The sequence below is a fragment of the Mycobacterium sp. 852002-51613_SCH5001154 genome, assembly GCF_001667425.1.
Classification (GTDB): domain Bacteria; phylum Actinomycetota; class Actinomycetes; order Mycobacteriales; family Mycobacteriaceae; genus Mycobacterium.
Window position 1 is genome coordinate 69,770 of sequence record NZ_LZII01000006.1, and the last position, 24,980, is coordinate 94,749.

The 24,980-nt window shown below is 65.5% G+C and carries 25 protein-coding genes and 2 pseudogenes; 17 read left to right on the plus strand and 10 right to left on the minus strand.

The features are described 5' to 3' along the window. Positions 1 to 74: 74 nt before the first annotated feature. From A5750_RS02225 to A5750_RS02235, 3 genes are all read left to right on the plus strand, one after another. Positions 75 to 1,430 carry a NarK/NasA family nitrate transporter gene (locus tag A5750_RS02225; RefSeq protein WP_066957284.1) on the plus strand — a complete coding sequence of 452 codons (1,356 nt, stop codon included), beginning with the start codon at positions 75 to 77 and terminating at the stop codon, positions 1,428 to 1,430. After that, on the plus strand, positions 1,427 to 1,966 hold the full coding sequence (locus A5750_RS02230) for a DUF421 domain-containing protein (RefSeq protein WP_231989102.1): 540 nt from the start codon (positions 1,427 to 1,429) through the stop codon (positions 1,964 to 1,966). The genes A5750_RS02225 and A5750_RS02230 overlap by 4 nt, the downstream gene beginning before the upstream one ends. Before the next feature lie 110 nt (positions 1,967 to 2,076). Then, on the plus strand, positions 2,077 to 2,658 hold the full coding sequence (locus tag A5750_RS02235; RefSeq protein WP_231989103.1) for a DUF4396 domain-containing protein: 582 nt from the start codon (positions 2,077 to 2,079) through the stop codon (positions 2,656 to 2,658). Between the two features lie 71 nt (positions 2,659 to 2,729). On the opposite strand, the gene A5750_RS02240 is transcribed toward A5750_RS02235, so the two are convergent. After that, positions 2,730 to 3,935, minus strand: coding sequence for an amidohydrolase family protein (locus A5750_RS02240; RefSeq protein WP_066957282.1), 1,206 nt, complete (start codon positions 3,933 to 3,935; stop codon positions 2,730 to 2,732). A 166-nt stretch (positions 3,936 to 4,101) separates the two neighbouring features. Further along, positions 4,102 to 5,133, minus strand: a complete 1,032-nt coding sequence (locus A5750_RS02245) for a hotdog fold thioesterase (RefSeq protein ID WP_066957149.1) — start codon at positions 5,131 to 5,133, stop codon at positions 4,102 to 4,104. A 184-nt stretch (positions 5,134 to 5,317) separates the two neighbouring features. Here A5750_RS02245 and A5750_RS02250 point away from each other — a divergent pair, with 184 nt between their 5' ends. Then, on the plus strand, positions 5,318 to 6,175 hold the full coding sequence (locus tag A5750_RS02250) for an SDR family oxidoreductase (protein ID WP_067260972.1): 858 nt from the start codon (positions 5,318 to 5,320) through the stop codon (positions 6,173 to 6,175). 28 nt (positions 6,176 to 6,203) lie between these two features. On the opposite strand, the gene A5750_RS02255 is transcribed toward A5750_RS02250, so the two are convergent. Next, positions 6,204 to 7,646: an aldehyde dehydrogenase gene (locus tag A5750_RS02255; RefSeq protein ID WP_082959020.1), complete on the minus strand. Its 1,443-nt coding sequence runs from the start codon at positions 7,644 to 7,646 to the stop codon at positions 6,204 to 6,206. 168 nt (positions 7,647 to 7,814) lie between these two features. On the opposite strand from A5750_RS02255, the gene A5750_RS02260 reads away from it, so the two are divergent. The 12 genes and pseudogenes from A5750_RS02260 (at position 7,815) to A5750_RS02315 (ending at position 16,669) form a co-directional block, all read left to right on the plus strand. Beyond that, on the plus strand, positions 7,815 to 9,083 hold the full coding sequence (locus A5750_RS02260; protein WP_066958664.1) for an aromatic ring-hydroxylating dioxygenase subunit alpha: 1,269 nt from the start codon (positions 7,815 to 7,817) through the stop codon (positions 9,081 to 9,083). Next, positions 9,080 to 9,418, plus strand: a complete 339-nt coding sequence (locus A5750_RS02265) for a hypothetical protein (RefSeq protein ID WP_197505329.1) — start codon at positions 9,080 to 9,082, stop codon at positions 9,416 to 9,418. The genes A5750_RS02260 and A5750_RS02265 overlap by 4 nt, the downstream gene beginning before the upstream one ends. Beyond that, positions 9,415 to 10,677: an amidohydrolase family protein gene (locus A5750_RS02270; RefSeq protein WP_066958662.1), complete on the plus strand. Its 1,263-nt coding sequence runs from the start codon at positions 9,415 to 9,417 to the stop codon at positions 10,675 to 10,677. Before A5750_RS02265 ends, A5750_RS02270 begins: the two co-directional genes overlap by 4 nt. Beyond that, entirely contained in the window at positions 10,661 to 11,113 is a 453-nt protein-coding gene (locus A5750_RS02275) for a MarR family winged helix-turn-helix transcriptional regulator (RefSeq protein WP_066958660.1), read from the plus strand. The genes A5750_RS02270 and A5750_RS02275 overlap by 17 nt, the downstream gene beginning before the upstream one ends. Positions 11,114 to 11,236: 123 nt before the next feature. After that, positions 11,237 to 11,509 (plus strand): annotated as a pseudogene (locus A5750_RS02280) (2Fe-2S iron-sulfur cluster-binding protein); the annotation flags it as partial. 35 nt (positions 11,510 to 11,544) lie between these two features. Beyond that, entirely contained in the window at positions 11,545 to 12,288 is a 744-nt protein-coding gene (locus A5750_RS02285; RefSeq protein ID WP_066958656.1) for an SDR family NAD(P)-dependent oxidoreductase, read from the plus strand. A gap of 19 nt (positions 12,289 to 12,307) precedes the next feature. After that, complete coding sequence (locus A5750_RS02290) at positions 12,308 to 13,570, plus strand: aromatic ring-hydroxylating dioxygenase subunit alpha (RefSeq protein WP_066958718.1); 1,263 nt, start codon at positions 12,308 to 12,310, stop codon at positions 13,568 to 13,570. A gap of 4 nt (positions 13,571 to 13,574) precedes the next feature. Then, positions 13,575 to 13,910 carry a hypothetical protein gene (locus A5750_RS02295; RefSeq protein ID WP_066958654.1) on the plus strand — a complete coding sequence of 112 codons (336 nt, stop codon included), beginning with the start codon at positions 13,575 to 13,577 and terminating at the stop codon, positions 13,908 to 13,910. Between the two features lie 27 nt (positions 13,911 to 13,937). Then, positions 13,938 to 14,783, plus strand: a complete 846-nt coding sequence (locus tag A5750_RS02300) for a TauD/TfdA family dioxygenase (RefSeq protein ID WP_067260974.1) — start codon at positions 13,938 to 13,940, stop codon at positions 14,781 to 14,783. Positions 14,784 to 14,792: 9 nt separating this feature from the next. Beyond that, positions 14,793 to 15,338, plus strand: coding sequence for a carboxymuconolactone decarboxylase family protein (locus tag A5750_RS02305; protein WP_067260976.1), 546 nt, complete (start codon positions 14,793 to 14,795; stop codon positions 15,336 to 15,338). 38 nt (positions 15,339 to 15,376) lie between these two features. Next, positions 15,377 to 16,194: pseudogene (locus A5750_RS02310) on the plus strand (emopamil-binding protein). Between the two features lie 52 nt (positions 16,195 to 16,246). Beyond that, positions 16,247 to 16,669, plus strand: coding sequence for a hypothetical protein (locus tag A5750_RS02315; protein WP_231989104.1), 423 nt, complete (start codon positions 16,247 to 16,249; stop codon positions 16,667 to 16,669). Positions 16,670 to 16,687: 18 nt separating this feature from the next. Here A5750_RS02315 and A5750_RS02320 read toward each other — a convergent pair whose 3' ends face one another. From A5750_RS02320 to A5750_RS02340, 5 genes are read right to left on the minus strand one after another with little or no spacing between them, the layout of a single operon-like run. After that, positions 16,688 to 18,184, minus strand: coding sequence for a class I adenylate-forming enzyme family protein (locus tag A5750_RS02320; protein ID WP_067260979.1), 1,497 nt, complete (start codon positions 18,182 to 18,184; stop codon positions 16,688 to 16,690). Then, positions 18,181 to 19,116 (minus strand): acyl-CoA dehydrogenase family protein, encoded by a 936-nt coding sequence (locus A5750_RS02325; RefSeq protein ID WP_067260981.1) that lies wholly within the window; start codon positions 19,114 to 19,116, stop codon positions 18,181 to 18,183. The genes A5750_RS02320 and A5750_RS02325 overlap by 4 nt, the downstream gene beginning before the upstream one ends. Next, the gene (locus A5750_RS02330; protein WP_197505330.1) at positions 19,113 to 20,270 is read right to left on the minus strand and encodes an acyl-CoA dehydrogenase family protein; all 1,158 of its coding nucleotides are present in this window, start codon (positions 20,268 to 20,270) and stop codon (positions 19,113 to 19,115) included. Before A5750_RS02330 ends, A5750_RS02325 begins: the two co-directional genes overlap by 4 nt. Then, entirely contained in the window at positions 20,267 to 21,364 is a 1,098-nt protein-coding gene (locus A5750_RS02335; RefSeq protein WP_066958644.1) for an acyl-CoA dehydrogenase family protein, read from the minus strand. Before A5750_RS02335 ends, A5750_RS02330 begins: the two co-directional genes overlap by 4 nt. Further along, complete coding sequence (locus A5750_RS02340) at positions 21,361 to 22,434, minus strand: acyl-CoA dehydrogenase family protein (RefSeq protein ID WP_066958641.1); 1,074 nt, start codon at positions 22,432 to 22,434, stop codon at positions 21,361 to 21,363. The genes A5750_RS02335 and A5750_RS02340 overlap by 4 nt, the downstream gene beginning before the upstream one ends. Before the next feature lie 77 nt (positions 22,435 to 22,511). Here A5750_RS02340 and A5750_RS02345 point away from each other — a divergent pair, with 77 nt between their 5' ends. Continuing rightward, positions 22,512 to 23,369 carry an LLM class flavin-dependent oxidoreductase gene (locus tag A5750_RS02345; protein WP_067260984.1) on the plus strand — a complete coding sequence of 286 codons (858 nt, stop codon included), beginning with the start codon at positions 22,512 to 22,514 and terminating at the stop codon, positions 23,367 to 23,369. A 3-nt stretch (positions 23,370 to 23,372) separates the two neighbouring features. On the opposite strand, the gene A5750_RS02350 is transcribed toward A5750_RS02345, so the two are convergent. Beyond that, positions 23,373 to 24,092 (minus strand): SDR family oxidoreductase, encoded by a 720-nt coding sequence (locus A5750_RS02350; RefSeq protein ID WP_066958637.1) that lies wholly within the window; start codon positions 24,090 to 24,092, stop codon positions 23,373 to 23,375. Positions 24,093 to 24,102: 10 nt separating this feature from the next. After that, complete coding sequence (locus tag A5750_RS02355; protein WP_066958635.1) at positions 24,103 to 24,924, minus strand: FadR/GntR family transcriptional regulator; 822 nt, start codon at positions 24,922 to 24,924, stop codon at positions 24,103 to 24,105. Between the last annotated feature and the right edge of the window lie 56 nt (positions 24,925 to 24,980).

The following is a 24,980-nucleotide window of genomic DNA, read 5'->3' on the forward strand; positions in this document are numbered from 1 at the left end:
ACTTAATAGGTAAGTCACAGCCAATCATTCGGTGTGTGGGGTTTGCCAGAGGCGCGGCCGGGCACGCGGTCAACATGGCCCGCTCACACGACATCCTGCACTGGAACCCGGAAGACACCAAGGCCTGGGAGGACGGCAACAAAGCCGTCGCGCACCGAAACATGGCATGGTCGATCGCGACCGACCACGTGGCCTTCGGCGTCTGGTCATTGTGGTCGGTACTGGTGCTCTTCATGCCCGAATCGGTCTACGGGTTTTCGGCAAGCGACAAGTTCCTCCTGGTCGCCGTCAATACGCTAATGGGTGCGCTGATGCGCATTCCCTACACGGCCGCGATCGGCATCTTCGGTGGGCGCAACTTCACGGTGGTTTCCACTCTGGTGCTGTTGATACCCACCGCGGGCACGATCGTCCTGCTGGCCAATCCAGGCCTGCCGCTGTGGCCATATCTGGTGTGTGCGGCGCTGACCGGGCTCGGCGGCGGCAACTTTTCCGCGTCCATGACCAATGTCAACGCCTTCTATCCGCAGCGGCTCAAGGGGTGGGCGCTGGGGCTCAACGCGGGCGGCGGCAACATCGGTGTGCCGGCGATCCAGCTGGTAGGCCTGCTGGTGATCGCGGTGGCCGGCCACCGGCAGCCGTACTGGGTGTCGGGGCTCTACATGGTGCTGCTGACCGCGACCAGCATCGGCGCCTTCATGTTCATGGACAACATCAAGGAGTACCGGGTCAATTTCGTTGCCATGAAAAAGATGATCAAGCAGCGCGACTCGTGGCTCCTCTCGCTGCTCTACGTTGGCACCTTCGGTTCATTCATCGGATTCTCCTTCGCGCTGAGCCAAGTGCTGCACATGAAATTCACCGAAGCGGGGCAAAGCTCCGCCCACGCTTCGTTACATGCGGCCCAAATCGCTTTTGTGGGACCGCTGTTGGGGTCAGTGGCGCGGGTCTACGGGGGCAAGCTCGCCGACCGTTTAGGCGGTGGCCGGGTGACGTTGACCGTCTTCGGCGGTATGAGTCTCGCCGCCGGATTACTCGTCTTCGCCAGCACGCTCGAGGACAACAACGGCGGCCGCCTCACCGCCACGTCGATAGTCTGTTACGGCGTCGGCTTCGTCTGCCTGTTCCTTCTAGCCGGGGCCGGCAACGGATCAATATACAAGATGATCCCCTCGGTATTCGAGGCCCGCAGTAGGTCGCTCGATCTCAGTGACGACGACCGCAAGCAGTGGTCGAAAAACGTTGGGGGAGCGATGGTTGGGTTCGCCGACTCGATCGGCGCGTTCGGTGGATTCGCCATCGACATTGTGTTGCGGCAGTCCTACCTGACCGCTCGCACCGAGACGCCGGCCTTATGGATCTTCCTCGGGTGCTACATCGGGTTCGCGATCCTGACGTGGTTCTGTTATGTGCGCACCGATCGAGAGTGAAACGGGTGATCGTGATGCACGACCTATTACTCGAGCTGTACAACGGGTGGCGGCCGGCGCTGTACGCGGCCGTCAAGGCGTTAGCACTGTTCCTCACCGCCGCCGCGGCTTTCCGGCTGACGCTGCGGCGCACGATCGCTGAGTTCACGCCATTCGACTGGGTCACCGCCGTCGCGGTGGGTGCCATCGTCGGTCGCACAGCGACGGCCGCCGGCACCTCGTGGCTGACCGGAGCGGCCGCGCTGCTCACCCTGATCGCCGCGCACGACATTGTCGCGCGCCTGCGGTTCATTCCATGGGTGCGCAGACTCGTCGATCCGCCGGTACGGGTGCTCATCCGTGATGGCCAACTCGACGAGCGGAACCTGCTGCGTTGCAGACTGACTCACGAGGACATGGATGTGATCCTGCGCCAGCACGGTCACCGAACCGCTGCCGATGTCCACTTGGCGCTATTCGAGACCAAAGGGGTGGTCTCGGTCTTCGGCGGTCCCGACAGGACGCAAACGACAACCCCGCTGCGAGGTGATTCATAATGGTTCCACCTACCTGGTTGACCGCCGTCTCATGGGTCTCGTTGGCTTTGGGCTTCACAGTGGCGGCCGTAATTCTCGGCGACATCTACGCCCGCGGATACCGACAGCGGATGGGCATCATGGAGGCCGTCTGGCCGGTTACCGCGCTCTATTTCGGGCCGGTAGCGCTGTGGATGTATTGGCGCTACGGCCGTCCGAACAGCCGTCGCTGGTTACGCGAGCACGACCTCGACCGACCGCCCGATAAGCCGGATTGGGCTACCACCGCCATCGGGGTAAGTCACTGTGGCGCGGGATGCACGCTCGGCGACATCATCGCCGAATTCGCTGTCTTCGCACTCGGCTTGGAGCTGCTTGGGCGCGCCTTGTTGCCCGAATACATCGGCGACTATGCCGCCGCCCTGGCGTTGGGTGTCCTGTTCCAGTATTTCGCGATCGCCCCGATGCGCGGGCTGAGCTTCCGGAAAGGCATGCTCGCGGCGGCAAAGGCTGACGTCTTGTCGCTCACCGCATTTGAAGTTGGCCTGTTCGGCTGGATGGCCGTGATGTCGTTCGCTCTCTTTCCGTCGCCCCTGCATCCCGATTCGGCCGCGTACTGGTTCCTGATGCAGATCGGGATGATCATCGGGTTCGCAACGGCCTGGCCGGCGAATGTCTGGCTGATCCGACGAGGGATCAAGGAGGCGATGTAGTTCTTTCGTGTGCGCTTAGCAGGTCGGGCCCGCGACGGCACCGGGCATCGGAGTAGGTTCCGGCCAGCGCCCTAGGCCGAGACGGGTTTCTTCGCCGGCGCCGACACCTTCATCAGCTTCATCAGGTTGCCGCCCATGATCTTTGCGACGTCGGCCTCGTCGAAGTCGGCGAGCTCGTCGACGAAGGAGATGGGGTCCTTCAGGCCTTCGGGATGCGGCCAGTCCGAGCCGAACAGCACCCGGTCGGTACCCACCATCTTGACGATCTCGGTGAACCGGTCCTCCCAGAACGGGGTGATGTAGACGCAGCGCTTGAACGCCTCGATGGGATCCTCGCTGAACGACTGCGGCATCTTCTTGTAGACGCCCTTGAGGCCCTTGAAAAGGTCCGGCACCCAGTCGGCGCCGTTTTCGATCGACAAGATCCGCAGCTCGGGATTGCGGGAGAGCGCGCCGTGGCAGACCAGCGCACCCATCGCGTCCAGGATCGGCCGGTGGCCCATCGCGAAGCTCCGGAACGCGGTCGGCTTGAAAGGCAGGAACTCGTCGCCCGGCTCCCACACGTTCGCGAACTCCGAGTAGCCACTGTCCGAAGCGTGCATCGAGACCGGAATCTCGGCCTTGATGCAGGCCTGCCAGAACGGGTCGAACTCCTCGAGGCCGAACGACCGGCTGCCCTTGTAGCCGGGCACCGGCGCTGGGCGGACCAGCACGGTGCGCGCGCCGCGCTCCAGGCACCACTGAAGCTCTTCTAGCGCGCGGTCGACGATCGGCAGCGTGATCACCGGGGTGGCGAAGATGCGGTCCTTGTAGTTGAACGACCATTGCTCGTGCATCCACTGGTTCAGCGCGTGGATGACGTCGTGGGTCATCTCCGGGTCGTCCTTCATGCGCTCCTCGACCAGGCTGGCCAGGGTCGGGAACATCAGGGCGTAGTCGATGCCCAGCTCGTCCATGACCTCCAGCCGCGCGCCCGGCTCGCGGAAGGCGGGGATGGCCTTCATCGGCTCGCCCAGGATCTCCCGGTAGCTCTTGCCCTGCGCGCCGTTGCGGAAGTAGTCCTCCTGGGCGCCCGGCTTGGCGACCTTCTCGAAGGTCGGGTTCGGGATGTACTCGCTGATGTGGCCGCGTACCACGATCTTGGTGCGGCCGCGCACCTGCACGTAGTCGATGACGTTCTTGCGCTTCTCCGGGAGGAACTTGGTCAGTGCCTCCTGCGGCTCGTACATGTGGTTGTCCGCGTCGAAAACGGGGAAGGAAAGTTCGCGAGACGGCATGGCGATCTCCTTGCGGAAGTACTCGGGTTCTCGGTAGGTGGTAATGACGTTACCACTTTGGTCCCGCCGCGTGTAGCGCCACCGGGGCCCGGTCGTCGCGCTGGCCGTCACGCTGGCGTGACGTTCGATGGCAACTGCCACGCTGGCGTGACGCTCGTAGCCCCGGCTAAGCGTCTGGCCAGTTGGGAAGCTCCGGCGTCGTCCCGTTGATGACGGCGAAATTCACCGTCGCGGTCGCGGCGAGCTCGTCGCCGGCCTCGCCGTAGATGTCCACCTGCATCACCATCGCCCGTCGCCCGGCCCGCAGCATCCGGGGGACCGCGAAGGCGGAGCCCTGGCGGATCGGGCGCAGGTACCGAATGAAGAGGTCCGCCGTCGTCATCGTGGTGTCCGACTGCAGGTAGTCCAGCCCGAATTGTCCGCCCGCTACATCGACGAGCGTCGCGATCAGGCCGCCCTGCAGTGCCCCGGACGTGTTGACGACGGCCGGGCTGACCGGCATGGTCATCGCGAATTCGCCATCGCGGGTTCCCGGCCGCATGCCGATCTGCGCGAAAAGTTCGCTCAGCGACGGCGTGCTCGATTCTTCTTCGCCGTCCCGGATACCCAGGGCGCGACTGCAGAAGTCATACAGTTGACCGACGTCGACCGGAGCTCCGTTCAATTCCGTTCCCAGCCAATGCAATCGCTGTGCCCCCATCACCGTCTGCATGACGATGGCGGCCGCCGCCCCGACGTCCACTCCCGGGTTGAAGACGCCCTCGGTGATGCCCTGCCCCACGATGTCGCGAATGAGTCGATGCAAGGGTGAGAGCACCCGGGCGTAGTCGCGTGGACGGGTCTCGGCCAGATGTTGGTTGTAGAGGGTCAGTGCGCGATTGAGGCTGTCTTGGGTGCTCGATTCCGGTTGCTGGCTGACGCGATCGATCACCAGCTTCAGCGCCGCGGTGCTGTCCAACCCGTCGGTCTCGGTGCGCCAGGTTTGCACCGATTGGGCGATGGTCCGGTCGAACAGCGCGAGCAGCAGCTCGTCCTTGCTGCTGAAATGCTGGTAAAAGGCGCGCAACGACGTTTTGGAGCGGGCGACGACCTCCTGCACGGTGAAGTCGGTGCGTCCCGTCTCGCCCAATATCTCGACCGCCGTCTTGATGAAGCGGTCGCCGCGCGTCACTTCGACGTCGTCGCCAAGGTCGGTCATGAGCGATTCGTCCCCTTCCCTGGCGCGTTGCGCGCTATGAGAATGAGGTTACCGCGGGCACGTTGTGTATCCGAGAAACCGGCGATTCCGGCCGACACATGGTTCACAGAGACGTGGGTCGCCTCGGCGGCTTCGTTGTCACGATCCGCTCTACCAGCCGCGATTCAGGGATTAGGCTGCTGAAATGGCAGCGAGCATGTCCGGGAAGGTTGCATTCGTCACCGGCGGCGCGTCCGGCATCGGCGCGGCATTGACCACCGCGCTGGTCGACGGGCACGCCGAGGTCTGGATCGCCGATCGGCAGATCGGCCCTGCGCGGGAGTTCGCACAACGCCTCAACAGCGGCGGTGGTAAGGCGCACGCGATCGAACTCGATGTGCGCGACTACCCATCGTTTGAGCGCGCCGTCGCCGAGGCGGTGCAGCAGTCCGGGCGGATCGACTACCTGTTCAACAATGCCGGCATCGGAGTCGCCGGTGAGGTCGACAAGTACACGCTCGACGATTGGAACGACGTCTTCGACGTGAACCTGCGCGGTGTCGTGCACGGTATCCAAGCGGTGTATCCGATCATGATCCGGCAGCACTCCGGGCATATCGTGAACACGGCCTCCATGGCCGGTCTCATGACAACCGCGGGCCAGGCAAGCTACACCGCCACCAAACACGCCGTCGTCGCGTTGTCGAAATCGTTACGGCTAGAGGCCGAGCGCCACGGGGTGCAGGTCTCGGTGCTCTGTCCCGGAGTGATCCGGACCCCGATCCTTACCGGCGGCAAGTACGGACGGACGGAATTAGCAGGCATCAGCAACGAGGAAATCCTGAAAATGTGGGAGCTGATGCGCCCGCTGGCGCCGGAGAAATTCGCCGAGCGCGCCCTTCGCGCCGTGTTGCGCGGAGACGCGATCATCGTGGTGCCCGCATGGTGGAAGGTCTTTTGGTACCTTGAGCGGCTCTCGCCCGCGTTGTCGATGCGGGCCGCAAAAAGCATGCTCAAGCGCGCCCGTGAAATGGAACGGGCCTCGGCGCCGTCGGCGGGTTGACGATCGGTTTCGGTGCGGCTGACGACGATCAGGAAACCGCTATGGATTTCATCTCCAGGTAGCTGTCGATTCCCTCGGGTCCCAGTTCGCGGCCGTAGCCGCTGCCCTTGACGCCGCCGAACGGGGCGAACGGGTCCATGGTGTAGCCCTGGTTGATCCCGAGGGTGCCGCTGCGGACCCGGGCGGCGATGGACAGAGCCCGGTCGGTGTCAGCCGTCCATACCGATCCGGCCAGGCCGTAGTCGGAGTCGTTGGTCATCGCCACCGCATCGTCGTCATCGCGATACGGGATGACGGTGAGCACGGGGCCGAAAATCTCTTCACGGGCGATGCGCATGCCGTTATCGGCGGAAGCGAACAGGGTCGGCGCGACGTACCAGCCGCGGTCGAGCCCGTCAGGCATCTCGGCTCCGCCAGTGACAAGCTGCGCCCCTTCGTCCTGGCCGATCCGGATGTACTCGCGGACGCGCTGCTGTTGCCGGCGGGACACCAGCGGACCGAGCTGGGTGGCCGGATCGCTGGGATCGCCGACCCGCAGGGAGGCCATTTCGGCGGCGAGAGCATCGACGTATTCGTCGTGGCGGTGCCGGGGAACCAGCACGCGGGTCAGGGCGTTGCAGATCTGCCCGCTGTTCGACAGGCTGGCCGATCGCACGCCCGCTGCGACCGCTTCCGGTGCGGCGTCATCGAGGATGATGGCGGCCGATTTGCCGCCGAGCTCGAGACTAACCTTTGTGAGGTTCGCGGCGCAGGCGCCCGCCACCGCCCGCCCCGCGGCCGTCGATCCCGTGAACGACACTTTGTCCACCCCGGGGTGCGATACCAGAAGTTCACCGACGGCGCTGTCGCCGGGCAGGACACTGACCACGCCGGGCGGCAGGTCGATGTCATCGAGAATCTGCGCCAAAAGCAATGCGTCCAAGGGTGATTCGGGTGCGGGCTTGAGTACCACCGCGCAGCCGGCGAGCAGCGCGGGCACCAGTTTGGTGGCGATGAGGAACTGGGGCATGTTCCACGGCACGATCGCGGCGACGACGCCAACAGGCTCCTTGTAAACGTGCACATCGGCTCCGAAGAAGCCGCGGCGCGACTCCTTCCAGGTGTGGCGCTCGGCCAGGTCGCAGAATGCGCGCATCATCATCGCGGGCAGGCCGACTTGGGCGCGCTGAGCGAAGGAGATCGGAGCGCCGATCTCGGCCGTGATGAGGGCGGCCATCTCCGCGCGCCGCTGGTCGTAGACGTCGGCGAGTCGCCGGATCACAGCGATCCGGTCGGCAGGGCCGGTGCGGCTCCAGGCCCCCGAGTCGGCGGCGGCGCGCGCGGCGCTGACGGCCGTTTCGACGTCCGCGGCTCCGGCAGCGGCCACATGGGCGATGGGGTCCTCGGTGTGTGGGGATATGACCTCGAATACCTCACCGTGCGACAGCACCGAGCGGCCCGGCGCGATCCGCAACCCAAGGTCTTGCTCCATCGAAAGACTCCCATCGGCAATATCAACTACTTGCGATTATGTCGTGGAGCATATACCGTCGGCCCTGACGAGGTCCTGCGAAATCACTGAAACCGGTGGCTGCGCGGCCATTCGGAGTGAACCGGGCGTGGGGCGGCCCGTGTGACATCGGATCGGATAGGAGCGTTCATGGCTCGATTCCCCAAGCCGCCGGAGGGCAGCTGGACGCAGCATTATCCCGAGCTGGGAACCGGACCGGTCTCGTATGACGATTCCATCAGCCCGGAAATCCACGAGTTGGAACGAGAGGCCATCTTCAAGCGCGCCTGGCTCAATGTTGGCCGCATTGAACAGCTTTCGCGTACGGGTACTTACTTCACCAAGGAGCTCAAGGCAGTCAACACCTCGATCATCCTGGTGCGCACCAGATCCGGGGAAATCAAGGCGTATCACAACGTGTGTCGGCACCGCGGGAACAAGCTGGTGTGGAACGACATGCCGCTCGAGGAGACCAGCGGTGTGTGCCGCCAATTCACCTGCAAATACCACGCCTGGCGGTACGACCTGGACGGCAACCTGACGTTCGTGCAGCAGGAGGGGGAGTTTTTCGACCTCGACAAGAGCCGCTACGGGTTGGTGCCGGTGCATTGCGAGGTCTGGGAAGGCTTCATCTTCGTCAACTTCGCCAAGCAGCCCGAACAGCCGCTGCGGGAGTTCCTCGGGCCGATGGTCACCGCGCTGGAGGGGTATCCGTTCGACCGGATGACCTCGCGCTGGCACTACCGCTCGGAGGTCAAGGCGAACTGGAAGCTCTACATGGACGCGTTCCAGGAGTTCTATCACGCCCCCGTGTTACACGCGAACCAGTCGCCAACCGCTTACTCAAAGGCGGCCGCCGAGGCCGGTTTTGAGGCCCCGCACTATCGATTGGAAGGCCCGCATCGACTGGTGAGCACGTCGGGCGTGCGGGCGTGGGAGATGGCGGCGGAGATGCGCAAGCCGATCGAGGACATCTGCCAGAGCGGCCTATTCGGTCCCTGGGACAAGCCGGATCTTCCGGAGATGCCCGACGGGCTGAACCCGGCGAAATGCGATCCGTGGGGGCTGGACTCCTTCCAGCTCTTCCCCAACTTCGTAATCCTGTTCTGGGGCCAGGGTTGGTATCTGACGTACCACTACTGGCCAACCTCCTACAACTCCCACCTCTTCGAGGGCACGCTGTATTTCCCGCAGCCGCGCACGCCGCGCGAACGCGTCGCCCAGGAACTTGCGGCTGTCTCGTTCAAGGAATACGGCCTGCAGGACGCGAACACGCTGGAGGCGACTCAAAGCATGATCGAATCCCGGGTCCTCGACCGGTTCCTGCTCTGCGATCAGGAAATCCTGATCCGGCATCTGCACAAAGAGACCGCGGCGTGGATCGATCGGTATCGTCGCACGGCTACGGCGGGGGTGTGACCGCGATGTCTCCCATGCTGCCAGGCGAATTCGCCGACCTGGAGCAATTCGCGGACTGGTGCCTGCCTTCCGAACCGGAGCGCTACGCCAAGAGACTGGCGAGCACCATGCCGGAGATGAAGGCCTTTTACGACGCGATCACGCCCCGCGCGGAAGAGGCCCTCGCGTACTGCGACAAATTCTCCCTCGACGACCTGCCCGAAGACGTGCTGAATCTCATGCGCCTGATGTATTCGATGATCATGGTGTCGTTTCCGGTGGAGTGCTGGAAGCAACCCCGGGTGCCCGACTCCGGAGCGTCCACGCTGGATTGCGTGTCCGAGCCCGTTCCATGACCACCGTCCTGCGGGCGGCGCGGTGGTGTGACGTGGTCGACGGCCAGGTCCACTCACCGGCCGTGGTGGTGGTCGAGGGTGAGCGCATCGCCGCCATCAATCCCGAAGGCGGCGTGCCGGAATGGGCCACAGTCATCGACCTGGGCGACGTGACGCTGCTGCCGGGCCTGATGGATATGGAACTCAACCTGCTGATCGGCGGTCCCGGTGGTCCAGAGGGCTTGCCGTCGCCGATGCACGGTGTCCAGGACGACCCGGCCTATCGCACCTTGCGTGGTGCCGTCAACGCGCGCACCACCCTGGATGCGGGTTTCACCACCGTGCGCAACCTGGGACTGATGGTGAAGACCGGCGGTTACCTGCTCGACGTGGCGCTGCAGCGTGCCATCGACCAGGGCTGGCACGCCGGGCCCCGCATCTATCCCGCCGGCCATGCCGTCACCCCTTACGGCGGGCACCTGGATCCGACCGTTTTCCAGCGGCTCGCGCCCGGCATCATGCCGCTGTCGGTGGCCGAGGGCATCGCCAACGGTGTCCCGGACGTGATCGCCTGTGTCCGTTACCAAATTCGCCACGGGGCGAAGCTGATCAAGGTGTCGGCCTCCGGCGGGGTGATGTCCCACAGCACGGCCCCGGGAGCCCAGCAGTACTCAGACGCCGAATTCGCCGCGATCGCCGACGAAGCCCACCGGGCGGGCGTGCGGGTGGCCGCGCACGCCGTCGGTGACAGCGCGATCCAGGCATGCATCCGGGCCGGCATCGACTGCATCGAACACGGATTCCTGGCCAGCGACGAGACCATCCAGATGATGGTCGACCACGGTACCTTCCTGGTCTCTACCACGTATCTGACCGAGGCGATGGCGGTCGACCGGATCGCACCGGAGCTGCGCAAGAAAGCCGAAGAGGTGTTCCCGCGGGCAAAAGCCATGCTGCCGAAAGCGATTGCCGCCGGAGTGCGGATCGCGTGCGGCACCGACGCACCGGCGATTCCGCACGGCCACAACGCCAAGGAGCTTGGCGCGCTCGTGAAGCGCGGTATGACGCCCATGCAGGCGATCCGGTCGGCCACGCTCGTGGCCGCAGAGCTCATCGATGCCGACGACGAGCTGGGCCGGCTGGCGCCTGGCTACCTCGCCGACATCATCGCCGTGCCCGGCGATCCCGCGCTGGACATCGACGCCACGCTCGAGGTGCCGTTTGTCATGAAGGGCGGCGAGGTTTTCAAACAGGGAGGCAACCATGGAACTCACCGATAACATCCTGTGGTTGCTCAAGCAGGCTTTCTATTACTCGCTGACCACCATCAACGACGCCATGCGAGTGCACGGTGTCAGCACCGCCCAGATCGGTGTGCTGCGCCAACTCGCCAATGAGCCCGGCCTTTCCGGCGCCGAACTGGCCCGCCGCCTGTTGATCAGCCCGCAGGGGGTTCAGCTCGCGCTGACCGCGCTGGAGCGCCGTGGCCTGGTGGAACGAAAGCGCGATCCCCAGCACGGCCGCATTCTGCAGGCCTACCTCACAGGCGAGGGGCGCGACGTCGCCGCGACGGTCGTCAACGACGCGATCGCCGCCCACGAGGAGGTGTTCGGCGTCCTCAGCAAGCAGGAGCAGCAGACTCTGCGTGAACTGCTGGGCCGCGTTGTCGAAAAGGGCACCGGCCATGAGCTTTTCAACGACCGCGTCCAGGACTGACATGAAGGTCATCGGGACATCTCTAGTACTTGATATTAATGACAAGTAGTTGATATTGTCGGGGGGATGTCAGAACCCACTGCGGCCGCCGGGGCGGGGCCGCGCAACAGCGACGGGGTCGTGACCGAGGAAGTGACCATAGTGCTGGACCGGCGCGCCACCACGGTGCCCTACAGTGCGGGCGATACCTTGTTGCAGACCGCCCGGATGGCGGGTCTGGCCGCGCCGTCCTCGTGTGAAACCGGTTCCTGCGCAACGTGTATGGCTAGGCTGACGCAGGGGAGCGCCCGGATGCTCAACAACGACGCGCTGGACGAGGACGAGGTTGACGACGGCTGGGTGCTCACCTGCCAGGCGCTGCCGACCAGCCGCACGGTGCACGTCGTCTACGAGTGAATGGACGGGAGAGCAAACCAAATGGAGCGGACGCGATGAGCCGGGTGGCCGTGGTGACGGGCGGCGCCTCGGGCATGGGCGAGGCCACCTGCCACGAACTGGGCCGGCGCGGCCACAAGATCGCGGTCCTCGACGTCAACGAGCAAGCCTCGCAACGCGTTACCGAAGACCTCCGCGCCGATGGCGTCACCGCGATCGGCGTAAGCGCCGATGTCACCGACCGGCCGGCGTTAGAGCAGGCTTTCGCCAAGGTCCGCAGCGAGCTCGGTGCGGTCACGGTGTTGGTGACCAGCGCCGGACAGTTCGATTTTTCCGCCTTCGCCGAGATCACCGCCGAATCATGGGCGCGGATCATCGACGTCAATCTGACCGGCACGTTTCATTGCTGCCAGATCGCGTTGCCCGACATGGTCGACGCCAACTGGGGCAGGATCGTGATGATTTCGTCGTCGAGCGCTCAGCGCGGCTCACCGTTCGCAGCCCACTACGCGGCTTCCAAGGGCGGGGTGATCACCTTGACCAAGTCGCTTGCGCGCGAGTACGCGTCGTACGGGATCACAATCAACAACGTCCCGCCGTCGGGCATCGAAACACCGATGCAGCATCAGGGTCAGGCCGCCGGCTATCTGCCCTCCAACGAGCAGATTGCCGCCAACATCCCGCTGGGATACCTGGGCACGGGGGCGGACGTTGCCGCGGCGGTGGGGTTCCTGTGTTCGGAGGAGGCCCGATTCATCACCGGGCAGGTGTTGGGCGTCAACGGTGGAGCGGTGATGTGACGGCGATCAGGAGGTGCAGATGACGCGATCAGGACGGCCCGCTGAGGGCTCCTGGACCGAACACTATCCCGACCTGGGTACCGGTCCGGTGTCGTTCAGCGACTCCACGTCGCCGGAGTTCTACGAACTCGAACGCGAGGCGATCTTCAAACGTGCCTGGTTGAACGTCGCGCGGGCCGAGGAGCTGCCCCGCGCGGGCAGCTACCTGACCAAAGAGCTCGAGGTAATCGGCACGTCGGTCATCGTGGTGAAGGGGCGAGACGAGCGCATCCGCGCCTTCTACAACGTCTGCCGTCACCGGGGAAACAAGCTGGTGTGGAACGACTTTCCCAATCAGGAAACGCGAGGCACCTGCCGCCAATTCACCTGCAAATACCACGGATGGCGCTACGATCTCGAGGGCGCCCTGAAATTCGTGCAGCAGGAAGGCGAATTCTTCGACCTCGACCTGTCGGAGTACGGGCTGCGGCCCGTGCCCTGTGACGTCTGGAACGGGTTCGTTTTCATCAACTTCGATCCCGAACCGCGGCAGACCCTGCGAGAATTCCTCGGGCCCATGGTCACGGGCCTCGACGGGTACCCCTTCGACAAATTGACCGAACGCTACGAGTGGGTGGCACACAACAACAGCAACTGGAAGATCTTCGCCGACGCTTTCCAGGAGTATTACCACGTACCTTCGCTGCATCCGCAACAAGTGCCCCCTGACGTGCGGGACCCCAATGCCGGGTTCACCTGTGGGCATTTCCAGCTCGACGGTCCGCACCGGTTGGTGTCGACCGCCGGGCGTCGGCGCTGGCTGCTGCCCCCGGAGTACATGTACCCGATCGAGCGGGTTACCCAGAGCGGACTGGTCGGCCCTTGGCGCACACCGGATCTCGGCCCGCTGCCCCCTGGCCTCAACCCGGGCGGCATCGAGCCCTGGGGCATCAGCAATTTCCAGATCTTCCCCAACATCGAGATCTTGATCTACGGCGGCTGGTATCTGCTGTATCGGTACTGGCCCACCTCGCACAACACGCACCGCTTCGAGGCGTATACGTACTTCCACCCCGCCAGCAGTGTGCGCGAACGCATCGAACACGAAGTGGCGTCGGTGGTGCTCAAGGAGTTCGCGCTGCAGGACGCGGGGATGCTCGGTGGCACGCAGGCCGCACTGGAATACGGAATCGTCGATGAATTTCCACTCAACGACCAAGAAATCCTGGTACGCCACCTGCACAAGGTCGTCACCGACTGGGTCGACGCGTTCCAGCGCGAATCTGCTTCGGCAGGAGTGTGAACCCATGTCAGACGCCATGCTGCCCAGCGCATTCGCCGAATTGGAAAAGTACGCCCAAAGGTGGTGTCTGGCCACCGAAACCGAACGCTGGAACGCCCGAATCTCCAGCACGATGCCCGAGATGCACGAGTTCTACGACGCGTTCTTCCCGCGGCTCGAAGATGCCATCGAATACTGCGACAAGTTCCCGCTCGACAACCTGCCGGACGACGCGCTGAACCTGCTGCACATGATCTATTCGTTGATCATGGTCGCGATGGCGGTGGAGATCATGCACCAACCCGCGCCCGTCAGTGCCGCCGACGCGGTCATGATCCGCACCGTCGAGCCGATGCCCTGAGCGGGCATCGATCAGGAAGGACAGGCCATGAGTCTGCTCACCATCAACAAGCTCACCGCGTCCGTCGGCGCGGAAGTCACCGGCCTCGATCCCGGCCGCCTGGCTTCCGACGACCCGGTCGGTGAGGCAGTCCTGGATGCGTTGGAGGACAACGGAGTTCTGGTCTTCCGCGGTCTGCAGCTCGATCCAGAGGACCAGGTCAGTTTCTGCCGTCTACTGGGCGAGGTCGATCACTCCGCCGACGGCCATCACCCGGTCGCCGGCATCTATCCCATCTCACTGAACCCGGCCAAGAACTCCTCGGCGGAAATCTTGAAGGCCACGTTCGACTGGCACATCGATGGATGCACGCCGCTCGACGAGGAATGCCCGCAGAAGGCCACCGTCCTGTCGGCGATGCAGGTGGCCGAGTGGGGTGGCGAAACCGAATTCGCCAACTCCTATGCCGCCTACAACGAACTGACCGACGAAGAGAAGGATCGCCTGGGGCCGCTGCGCGTCGTGCATTCGCTGGAGGCCTCTCAGCGGCGCGCCCACCCTGACGCCTCGCCAGAACAGGTGGCCCGCTGGCGATCCCGGCGCACCCATGAACACCCGCTGGTGTGGACGCATCGCAGCGGCCGCAAATCGTTGGTGTTGGGCGCGTCGGCCGACTACGTGGTGGGCATGGATCTCGATGAGGGCCGAGCGCTGCTTGCGGAGTTGCTCGAGCGCGCCACCTTATCGGACAAGGTGTACAGCCACCACTGGTCGGTGGGGGACACCGTCATCTGGGACAACCGCGGCGTGCTGCACCGCGCGGCCCCCTACGACCCCGCCTCGCCGCGCGAGATGCTGCGCACGACCGTGCTCGGCGACGAACCCATCCAGTAGGGCAACCCCATGACCGACTCGCGCCCAGTTCGGTTGACGCCCTTGCCGGCCGAGGACTGGGATGAGCGCGCCCGCGCATCGCTGGCGTCGTTGATCCCGGCGGAGCGGGCGAATCCCAGCGGGGCCGGAAACGTGTTGTCGACCCTGGTACGTCATCCCGATCTGACACGGGCTTACCTGCCGTTCAACGCCTACCTGCTGAGGGGCTCGACGTTGTCGCCCAGGGTTCGAGAGGTCGCGCTGCTGCGAGTGGTGTCGCGCGGCGAGTGCGAATACCTCTGGGATCACCACATTCCGATCGCCGAGCGAGCCGGTTTGAGTGCACAGGACATCAGCGCGATGAGATCCGGCGTGGCCACCGACGGCGTGGACCGGATGGTCGTTGGCGCCGTCGACGAGCTGATGGAGCACCACACCATCACCCAGCCCACGTGGGACGCGCTGGGCAGCGCGTTCAGCGACCAGCAACGCATGGACCTGGTGTTCACCATCGGCGGTTACCTGCTGCTGGCGTTGGCCGTCAACACCCTTGGTGTGCAGAGCGAACATTCGTGAGCGTTCAAGCTCTCGTGGACACGCATCGGAGGCGACCTATGGCATCAACCCACCCCGAGTTGGCCCGGCCGTTTGCGCCACACCGCCTGAGGATCTATGTCGTCATGCTCTCGTTCGTCGGCGCGGTGTTCGTGTTCATGACGGTTGCCGCCGGCACCGGACTGGTGGCGCCGAGCCGGACTGTTGACGTGGTCGCGAACCTGACTTCGGCACCCCAGTCATCGTTTTGCCGTTCGTCTTGCTCTGGAAAGCGCGGGGTGAGCAACGCTCCCGGCTCGGACTGGCCGCCGAACTGGTCATGATCTACATCCCGCTGACCGCCGGCAGCCAACTCACATACGAGCTGCCGTTTCTGATCGGCCATCCGTTCAATCTCTGGGGCACGTTGTCGGATCCGGGATGGCGTTGGCTCTGGTGGCAATACGGTCTGGCCGATACCCGTTATCGCAGCGACGACAATTTCATCTTCGGCCTGGAGTTCGGAGCTGTCCTAGCCGGCATCCTGCTTTTCGTCGTATGGATGCGCATGCTGCGTCGCGACCTTCCCGACGAGTCTCGAATCCGTTGCCTATGGCTGAGCTTCTTCGGTATCGCGGTCTTGATCACCGGAACGACCGCCTACTACGTCGCTGAGATCCGGGCCGGGTTCACCGACATAGGCCAGGGCGCATTTGGGCTGTGGTTCAAGTTCATTGGGGAGAACGTTCCCTACCTGATACTTCCGTATTTCATCCTGTATGCCATCTACTACCTCGTCGACCACCTGACCCGCCAGGCCGGTGCGACGGCGGCGCTGGTCGACCCGGCAATCGCGACACCACCTTCGGCGCACGCCGGAGTTCGGCGGCAGGCCTAGCTCGAAGAGCGAATACGGCCCACGCCGCACCGCGCTATGGCAGGGTTGAAACGTGTTGAGAAAAGCGCTGACCGCCGCGGCAACCGTGCTGAGTGGCGCCGGTACCGTTCTTGCGTCGCAGGCGTTCATCCCCTTGGCCGTAGCGGATCAGGACAACTACGTGGCCTTCCTGTCGCCGTCGCGCAACATCAGCTGCGAGATCGACTACCAGCGCCGCGGCATCTCCGACGAAGCATTCTGCTTCACCCTCGCGCCACCGGCGTCGGTCCGGATGGACACCGGCGGGACCCTTACACGCTGCGCAGGGGAGAGCTGTCTGGCCAATCCGGCGGAGGGCACGCCGGTCCTCGGTTACGGGCAGACGATGGGAGCCGGCCCCTTCACATGCCGCTCGGAGACCGGTGGGGTGACGTGCACGGTCACCTCGGGTCGTGGCTTCACCATATCGAGCTCGGGAATCACACCGGTCGGGTAAGGGTTTCGGCGTCCACCTTCAGCCGCCCCGGGCCTCGATCATCGCCGAGCGATTGACCTTGGTCGCCGCGGTGCGGGGAATCGCGTCGACGAACTCGACGGTCTTGGGGGCCTTGTAGTGGGCGAGCCGGCTCTTCGCATACTCGATCACCTGCTCCTCGGTGAGCGCCGCGCCGCCGGCGAGTTGCACCACCGCGTGCACCCGGCGTCCCCATTGCGGGTCGGCAAGGCCGATGACGACGACGTCGGCGATGTCGGGATGTTCGGCCAAAGCCGACTCGACTTCCGCTGGAAAGACATTCGCGCCGCCGGTGACGATCATGTCGACTCGGCGGTCGACGATGTAGAGGTAACCATCCTCGTCCAGGTAACCGATGTCGCCGGCGGAGCGGAAGCCATCTTCGGTGGACGGTAGCGGCGCCGCGCCGCCCACATAGCGCGATCCCGCGCTCATCGGTGCGCGCAGGTAGATCTCGCCGTGTTCACCGGGGCCAAGCTGTTTCGTTCCGGCATCGAGGATCCGGATCTCGGTATCCCGGAAGCCGCGGCCGACACTGCCCGGATGAGCGAGCCACTCGTCGCCGCGTAAGGCCGTGAGCCCAAGGTTTTCGGTCATGCCGTATGCCGTCACGATCTGCTGCGGGCTCAGCAGTTCGAACCAGGTATGCATGAGCGACGGCGGCATCACGGCGGCGCCTTGCAGGATGAATACGATGCTGGACAGGTCGCGCTCCCGGACATCCGGCCGGGCCGCGATGCGCGCCAGCATGGTCGGCGTGGCGGTGAAGTTGGTGATCTTGAAGCGTTCGATCACATCCAGAACCAGTGCGGCATCGAACTTTTCCAGCACCACCAAACGGTCTCCGGCCAGCAGGAAGAAGAAGGTGGCGAAGCCGTTGGTGTGATACATCGGCGCGGGCACCATGATGGTCTGTGGCTGAGCGACCGGCGTCCAGTTCGACAGGAACGGCTCGCCGTGCTGGGGGGTCCAGAGCGACGGCGCCAGGCTGAGGATCACTTTCGGTACCCCGGTCGAACCGCTGCTGCAGATTCCGTTGACATTGGGGGAGACGGCCTCGGGCAGCGCGCTGTCGGGCTCGGCCGCCGCCTGCGCGTCGAGGCGCCACCGACTCGCCTCGTCGACGACCACGGCGGGGTTGATCACCTCGCGCACTCGGTCTCGCTCCCACTCAGGCAGGTCCCAGTGCATGGGGACCGGAACGGCGCCGATCTTCCAGCAACCTAGCGTGGCGAGAATTAGGTGCACTGAGTTGGGGATGGCCAGGGCGACAAGGGAACCGGTCTCCGCGCCGTAGGCGGCCAGTGCGCGGCCCCACTGGTTGGCGCGGGCGTCGAGTTCACCGAATGTCAGTGACTGCGCGGTGCCGTCGAGGGCGACGACGGTGACGCCGATGTCGTCACGACGCTGTTCGGCGAGCTGTTGAAGCTTGGTTCCGAACGGGATTCCGTCCGCTAACGGGTTGGCCGTCGCTTCGGCCGCGGCCGATTCCGTCACGCCGATACCGGCCCGCTGAACAGTGTCTCGAAGGAGCCGTCCGGGATGCCCGGGATGAGGCGCAACGCGAGCGCCTCGGCGCTCATCGGCAGACGGATCAGCGGCTGGGTATGCCGGTCGAGCACGCTGACATCGGACTCATCGCAGAAGCCCAGCGCGCCGAGCAGTTGGTGCGAGGTGCGTAGCACCTGTCGCGCGGTGTCGGACGCCTTGAGCCGAAGGATGAGCGCGTCGGCCGAACGAACCTCTATAGGTAGCGATTCCGGACGGCAGATGGTGAATTTCGCCAATTCGTGCAGTCCGCGCACCGCGACCGCGGCCTCCGCCACGGCGAACCGGACGGCCTGAAAGTCCGCCAGCGGCTTACCGAACTGGATGCGGGCGCGCACATGATCGGTGACGATCTGCAGCGCCTGCTGCACCGCTCCCAGAATCCGCCATGATCCCAGCACGAGATGAAGGTTAACGTCGCCGGCGGGAACAGTTCCATCGGGTTCACCGAGGGAAGCGGGCACCAGGAATGGGCCGAGCTTGGCGTTGGTCCGCGAAGCGGGCCGCGGGTGGTACCGGGTGCCGTCCAGGTCGGCGGCGACCCACTCACCCGGCAGGTCACCATGGTCGATGCGCGGCGCGCCGGGGTCGACCAGGGCAAGGCGGGCGCCGTCGATCGCCAGCAGCTCCTCGACGAGGGGATAGGGCAACGCGGTTGCGCCGGCAGCGCGGCACAGCACGGCCGCGGCGAGCAGGTCGTCGGGCGCCGATCGAACATCGAGCTCGAACGCGCCGACCTCGCTCAGGGCGGTCCGGGCCGCGTCCCGGATGCCATCGTCGGTTTCGGCGCGCAACGCCGCCTGTGGCCCGCCCAGCCGGCCCAACCGCTTGGTCGTGACCGCAGCGAAGTCGCTGATGTCTTGTGGCAGCTCAGTTTTCACCGGTGTTCTCCCAACACGTCCCGGGCCACCAACATCTTCTGCACTTCGATGGTGCCCGATGCCACGGTGGCGGCCTGCGCGTAACGCCAATGGTCTTCGATCGCCCCGTGCAGCGCGGCGCCGGCGCCGCTGTCCAGCGCGACCGGGCCCAACACGTCGAAAAGTAGCTCGGCGACCTGCTGGTCGCACGTCGTGGTGGCGATGCGGGCCGCACTGGCCGCCGCGCCCGCCGCCGGGTCATCTTGCAGCGACACGGCTCGATAGGCCAAAAGCCGGGCCACCCGTAGATCGACGAGCGCCCGCACCCACCGCGAGCGAACCGATTCGGGAAGCGCGCCCCAATCGTCGCCGAGCTGGGTGCTCATCCGGTCGAGCAACGATTCGCAGCGCGCGTAGCGGGCGATGCCCACCCGCTCGAATGCGAGCGCCTCGCGCATGACCCGCCAGCCGTCGCCGACCTCGCCGAGAACATCACCGGGGAACGCCTGCACGTCGTCGAGGAACATCTCGTTGAGGTGATGCGGCCCCAGCATCGACCCGATAGGCCGGACCGTGAAGCCGGGCCGATCCATCGGAATCAGAAAAATCGTGAGCCGCTTGGGCTTTGGGGCCTCGGGGTCGGTGCACGCCGCCAGCACACACCAGGACGCCATCAACGCATACGACGTCCACACCTTCTGTCCGGTGATGCGCCAGCCGTCGCCGTCCGGCACGGCGCGGGTACGCAATGAGGCAAGGTCGGTACCGGCCTCCGGCTCGGAAAAACCCTGGCACCAGATAACGTCGCCGGCGGCGATAGCGGCCAGGTGCCTGGCCTTCTGTTCGGCGGTTCCGTAGCGCATCAGTGCCGGGCCCACCCAGTTGATCCCCATGTATTGGGGACCGCGGGGCTCGTGCTGGGCCCACATCTCCTCGCGCAGTACCGTCTGCTGCCACACCGAACCACCGCCGCCGCCATGCTCTTTCGGCCACGCCAGCGCCAGCAGGCCCTCGGCGGCCAGCAATTTGCAGAACGTCTCGGTGGTGGCGAGATCTTGCGGGTTCTCGGTACAGGCGCCCAGGAAGTCGGCGGGGATATGGTTGGATACCAACTCGCGCAGGTGGTTCCGCAGTTGGGCGGCGTCGTCGCCGAGGTCGTAATCCATCGTCGTCATCCCTTCGGCAGCCCGAGCAGCCGCTCGGCGATGATGTTGCGCTGGACCTCCGAGGTTCCGCCGTAGATGGTCGCGGCCAGCGCGTCCTGGCGTTCGAACAGCAGATCCCGGTCGCTGAGCGACTGCGTCCCTTGGGCAACGGCAGCAAGCTCCCAAACCCGCTGCAACGTAATCGATCCGAGCAGCTTCATGGTGTCTGCTTCGGGGCTCGGTCGGCCCGCCAGTTCGTTGCCCAGGGCGCGGTATCCGGTGGCCCGCAACGCTTCGGCGTCGGCCAGCAGGGAACCGAGCTCGGTGCAGATATCCGCGGTCGGCTGTGCCATGCGTACCGTCTCGAGTCCACGCTTGATCTCGACCCAGTTCATGATCCAGATCATCTGGCGCTCGTGGTGCAACGACGACAGCGCGACGTTCCACCCACCGTGGAGCGGACCCAGCAGGTTTTCCATCGGAACTTCTACATCGTCGAGGAAGACCTCGCAGAATGTCTCGTCGGAAATCGACGCCATCCGGATCGGCTCGATGCGCACGCCCGGCGAATGCAGATCGAGGATCAGGCAGGAAATGCCCCGGTGTTTCGGCGCCTCCGGATCGGTGCGGGCATACAGGGTGCACCACCGCGACTCGTGGGCTTGGGTGGTCCAGATCTTGTGGCCGTTGACCCGAAACACGTCTCCGTCGCGCTCGGCTCGCGTGCGCAGGCCGGCGAAATCGGATCCGGCTTCCGGTTCGGACATGCCCAGCGCCCACCACTCGTCACCGCGCAGCAGGGGAGCCAGGAGGCGGTCGATTTGGGCGGCGGTGCCGAACTGACGGATGCCGGGTGCGGCCACATTGGGGCCCGCGATGTTGGGCAGCTTGGGCGCGGACCGCAGCGCCGCCTCGAGCCGGACCTCCATCGCATCGCGCAGACCCAGCGATCGGCCGCCGTGTTCGCGCGGCCAGGTTGGCTGTATCCATCCAGCCTCGAAGGCCGCTCGCTGATAATCGCGCCGCAGCGCCAGGTCCCAGCGGTACTCGCGATAATTCTCGTAATAGTCCTTCGGCAGGAACTCGCTTAACCAGGTGCCGAATTCGTCGAGGACCGCGGTCATGCCGCACCTCCCGCGAACCGGCGGCCCACCTCGTGATAGAGCACGCGACTGTCGCCCAGCATCGCGGCGACCTGCCAGGCGTGGCGGACATAGAGGTGGGCGTCGTGCTCCCAGGTCTGCCCGAGCGCTCCGTGCACTTGGACCGCGGTTCTCGCACAATTGGCGGCCGCATCACCCGCCGCCGCCTTGGCGAGCGCCGCAGTGGTCCAGGCATCCGCGGGCGTCGTGGCCGGATCGCCGAGCCGGGCGGCTGCGGCGTAGGTGAGGCTGCGGGCGCGCTCCAGGCCGACGTAGTTGTTGGCGAGCGCGTGCTTGATCCCCTGGAACGCACCGATCGGGGTGCCGAACTGACGACGCGTCTTGGCATGCTCCACGGCGCGGTGCAGGGCTGCGCTCGCCGTGCCTACCAGGTCGGCCGCCGCGGCCACCAACGGCGCCGTCAACGCGCTTTCGATATCGACGGGCGCGATAGCCACCGGCTCGGCGTCGACCTCGACCTCTGCCAGCGGCTGCGCGGGATCCGTCGATTCGCCCGCGATCACGGTCATCCCGTCGCCGCAGCGTGCGACCGCCACCACCGTGCCATCGGGGCCGCTGTCGGCGCGCGCCAGCGTGACGAGCAGCTCGGAGCGGGTCAGGTTGGGGACCGCGACCGCGCGTCCGCGCAGGCGTCCGCCGCGCAGGGTCATCGGCACCCCGGGCAGCCGAGATCCCCTGGCGTGCACGGCCAGGGTGGCGACGGCGCCGCCGGCGATGTCATCGAGAACCGCGTCGAGACCCGTGCCCCGCAATGCACCGGCGGCCAAGCCGACACTGCTCAGCAACGGGATCGGCGCGATCGCGGCACCGCATTCCTCGAGCACTAGGGCGAGTTCGACCGGTCCGTAGTCGCCGGCCCCGGGCGCGGCCAGTTCCGTCCAACCGAGATCGACCACCGTCTTCCACAGCGTGCGCCACCGTTCCGGATCCGTCATCGCCTGGCGGGCGGCGTCGGGCGGGCACTCGGTGCGTAGGACGTCGCGCACCGTGTCGCGCAGCGACAACTGCTCCGAATTCAGTCCGACATCCATAAGACCCCTAACATAATAAAAATAGTAAACTAGCGGCCCTGTCGCAATCGCACAGGAACAAACGCATAGGTGGGCGCATGGTCGAGTGGTATCTGTTCCTGCCGCAGGTGCGGCTGTCGGCGACGGAAATCGTGGAGCGGGCCCGCCACGCCGAGGCCAGTGGCTTCGACGGCATCGCGTTCATCGATCACCTCGAGGCGCCCGGTCTGCCCGATGAAAGCATTTGGGAAGCAATGGGCATTGCGAGCTGGGTGGCGGCCAAGACGGAGCGGCTCCGCATCGGCCATCTGGTGCTCTGTGATGCCTTCCGCCATCCCGCCGTGCTGTCCAAACAAGCCGTCACCCTGTCGGACGCGTCGGAGGGCAGGTTCGACCTGGGCCTCGGTGCGGGGTCCTGGCCCGCAGAGTTCGCCAGATTCGACGTCGGCCAGCAGGACGCGGTCGCCCGGGTCGAGCAGCTGGATCGGCACCTGGCGTTGCTGCGGCAGTACTGGGGTGACGATCCGGGCGCCGGCTCAGCTCCGCAAGCCCCGCCGAGGTCTCATCCGATACCGCTGGTCCTGGGCGGCACCGGGCGCCGGATGATGGAACTCGTTCGCAGATACGCGGATTGGTGGAACCTGCCGGCGAACCACCTCGACAAGCTGCCCTCGCTGGCCCCGGCGGCCGGCACGGCCCGGCTTTCCGTTCAGCAGATGGTGGGGTTCGTACGATCGGGTACCGACCCCGACACCGTGCGCGAGGTCAGCACGCGGCGATTCGGCCACCTGGGCGCGGGGCTGGTGTGTGGCGATGCCGACGAGCTCATCGGCCACTTCAGCGGGCTGGCGTCCCAGCGCGTCGAGCGGTTCTACGTGTGGTTTGCCGATTTCGCCGTACCCGATTCCCTGCGTGAGTTCGGCGAAACGGTGATCAAGGCTTTCCCGGCGCCGTAGCCGTCAACCCCGTTGCTCGGCGCGCCGCCGCGCTTCCGTGGGAACGACCGGCGGCCGGGCGAACGGCCCGCGCTGGACCGCGCTGAGCCGGATCTCCGGCAGGTCGACCGACGGGTCGACGGTGTCCAGCCAGGCCACCGCGTCCGCCACGTCCGAGACCTGGATGGCGTACATCTCGAAGGGAACGTCGGAAAGCATCTCGGTTTCCACCGGGCCCGGGGTGACGATGTGGACGCTGATGCCGTCACGGTCGACTTCCAGCGCCAAGGCCCGCGCGAAGGCGTTCATCCCCGCTTTCGATGCCGAGTAGGCGGTTCGCGCCATCATCGGTTCGTGCGCCGCCGACGACGAGATGAACACGAACCGCGAACCCGCGCGCATCCTGGGCAGCGCGGCGGCGGTCACCACGAAGCACGAATCCAGATTGGCCGAAATGATGGTCCGCCACTGCTCGAACGTCTGCTTGCGCGCGTACGTTCCACCCAGCGTGCCGGCGGCGTGCACGACGAGGTCGATGGTCTCCAATGCGCTTGTCGCAGCGGCGAATCCGTCCGGATCCGAGGCATCGGCCACGATGTGGCGCGCGCCGATCTCCTCGGCCGCTGCGCGCAACGGGGCCTCGCGTCGCGCCACCAGCACCACGTCGTAACCCAGCTCGGCCAACTTGCGACCGCACCCTTTGCCGATCCCGCCGCTGCCGCCGGTGACCAATGCCGTTCTCACGGGCTGCCTCTCAGGTTTGACGGAAATCCCGCGTCCGCGACAATGCCTGCGGTGACAGCGCGTGAATTCGTTGATCGTGCCGACCGGAGAGTACGTAGGTCTGGGTGTCGGCGAGATGGCGGCCCGCGATGCGGCGGGCCCGGTCGACGTCGCCCTCCGCGATGGTCTCGGTCAGCTTGACGTGCGTGCTGAGCACCGCGCGGCGTTGGGCCAGCGAGGGGTAGGTGCCTCGCGCCGCGCTCTCGTCCGCCCACTGTTGTTCGTGGCTGGTCCACAGCGTCTCCAGGCTGCCGACCACCGCGATGATGGTGTGGTTTCCACAGCCACGGACCACGAGATCGTGGAATTCACGCCCGATTTCGGTGAACAGCCCGCCGTCCTCGATGTTCTCGGCCATGGAGTCGTTGACCCGGTTGAGCTCTGGGACCAAGGTGTCCGCCCGGTCCGGCCGCCGGGCGGCCAGCGCGGCGCACGCGGGCTCGAGTTCCTGCAAGGCCATGCCGAGGTCGGCGACCGCTACGGACTCGCTCTGCAGTAACAGCCCGAGCATGTACGCGGCGCTGGTCTTCGCCGGGGCGTGCACAACGGCGCCACCACGGTTGCCCCGTCGCACCGAAACCAGGCCCTCGGTCTCCAGAATCCGCAGCGCTTCGCGCAGAGAAACCAGACTCACGTTGAACTGCTCGACAAGCACCTCTTGACGCGGCAAGAGATCGCCGTCGGCGAGGTCACCGTTGATGATCTGGCGGCGCAACTCGTCGGCTACGATTTCTGCGATCCGCGGCGCCGACAATCGGCGACGGGCGTCGCTCCCAATTCCCAAGGCGGTCATCCGATCCTCGATGCATAGCAACTCGCTGGCTTAGCTATTTTAGCAGTAATGGTATA

Coding starts and splice junctions, on each gene's coding strand:
- A5750_RS02300 (WP_067260974.1), top strand. CDS start 13,938: ATGAGTCTGCTCACCATCAACAAGCTCACCGCGTCCGTCGGCGCGGAA.
- A5750_RS02270 (WP_066958662.1), top strand. CDS start 9,415: ATGACCACCGTCCTGCGGGCGGCGCGGTGGTGTGACGTGGTCGACGGC.
- A5750_RS02335 (WP_066958644.1), bottom strand. CDS start 21,364: ATGACCGCGGTCCTCGACGAATTCGGCACCTGGTTAAGCGAGTTCCTG.
- A5750_RS02250 (WP_067260972.1), top strand. CDS start 5,318: ATGGCAGCGAGCATGTCCGGGAAGGTTGCATTCGTCACCGGCGGCGCG.
- A5750_RS02260 (WP_066958664.1), top strand. CDS start 7,815: ATGGCTCGATTCCCCAAGCCGCCGGAGGGCAGCTGGACGCAGCATTAT.
- A5750_RS02245 (WP_066957149.1), bottom strand. CDS start 5,133: ATGACCGACCTTGGCGACGACGTCGAAGTGACGCGCGGCGACCGCTTC.
- A5750_RS02240 (WP_066957282.1), bottom strand. CDS start 3,935: ATGCCGTCTCGCGAACTTTCCTTCCCCGTTTTCGACGCGGACAACCAC.
- A5750_RS02295 (WP_066958654.1), top strand. CDS start 13,575: ATGTCAGACGCCATGCTGCCCAGCGCATTCGCCGAATTGGAAAAGTAC.
- A5750_RS02340 (WP_066958641.1), bottom strand. CDS start 22,434: ATGGATGTCGGACTGAATTCGGAGCAGTTGTCGCTGCGCGACACGGTG.
- A5750_RS02330 (WP_197505330.1), bottom strand. CDS start 20,270: ATGACGACGATGGATTACGACCTCGGCGACGACGCCGCCCAACTGCGG.
- A5750_RS02290 (WP_066958718.1), top strand. CDS start 12,308: ATGACGCGATCAGGACGGCCCGCTGAGGGCTCCTGGACCGAACACTAT.
- A5750_RS02305 (WP_067260976.1), top strand. CDS start 14,793: ATGACCGACTCGCGCCCAGTTCGGTTGACGCCCTTGCCGGCCGAGGAC.
- A5750_RS02285 (WP_066958656.1), top strand. CDS start 11,545: ATGAGCCGGGTGGCCGTGGTGACGGGCGGCGCCTCGGGCATGGGCGAG.
- A5750_RS02355 (WP_066958635.1), bottom strand. CDS start 24,924: ATGACCGCCTTGGGAATTGGGAGCGACGCCCGTCGCCGATTGTCGGCG.
- A5750_RS02225 (WP_066957284.1), top strand. CDS start 75: ATGGCCCGCTCACACGACATCCTGCACTGGAACCCGGAAGACACCAAG.
- A5750_RS02275 (WP_066958660.1), top strand. CDS start 10,661: ATGGAACTCACCGATAACATCCTGTGGTTGCTCAAGCAGGCTTTCTAT.
- A5750_RS02345 (WP_067260984.1), top strand. CDS start 22,512: ATGGTCGAGTGGTATCTGTTCCTGCCGCAGGTGCGGCTGTCGGCGACG.
- A5750_RS02255 (WP_082959020.1), bottom strand. CDS start 7,646: ATGGAGCAAGACCTTGGGTTGCGGATCGCGCCGGGCCGCTCGGTGCTG.
- A5750_RS02235 (WP_231989103.1), top strand. CDS start 2,077: ATGGGCATCATGGAGGCCGTCTGGCCGGTTACCGCGCTCTATTTCGGG.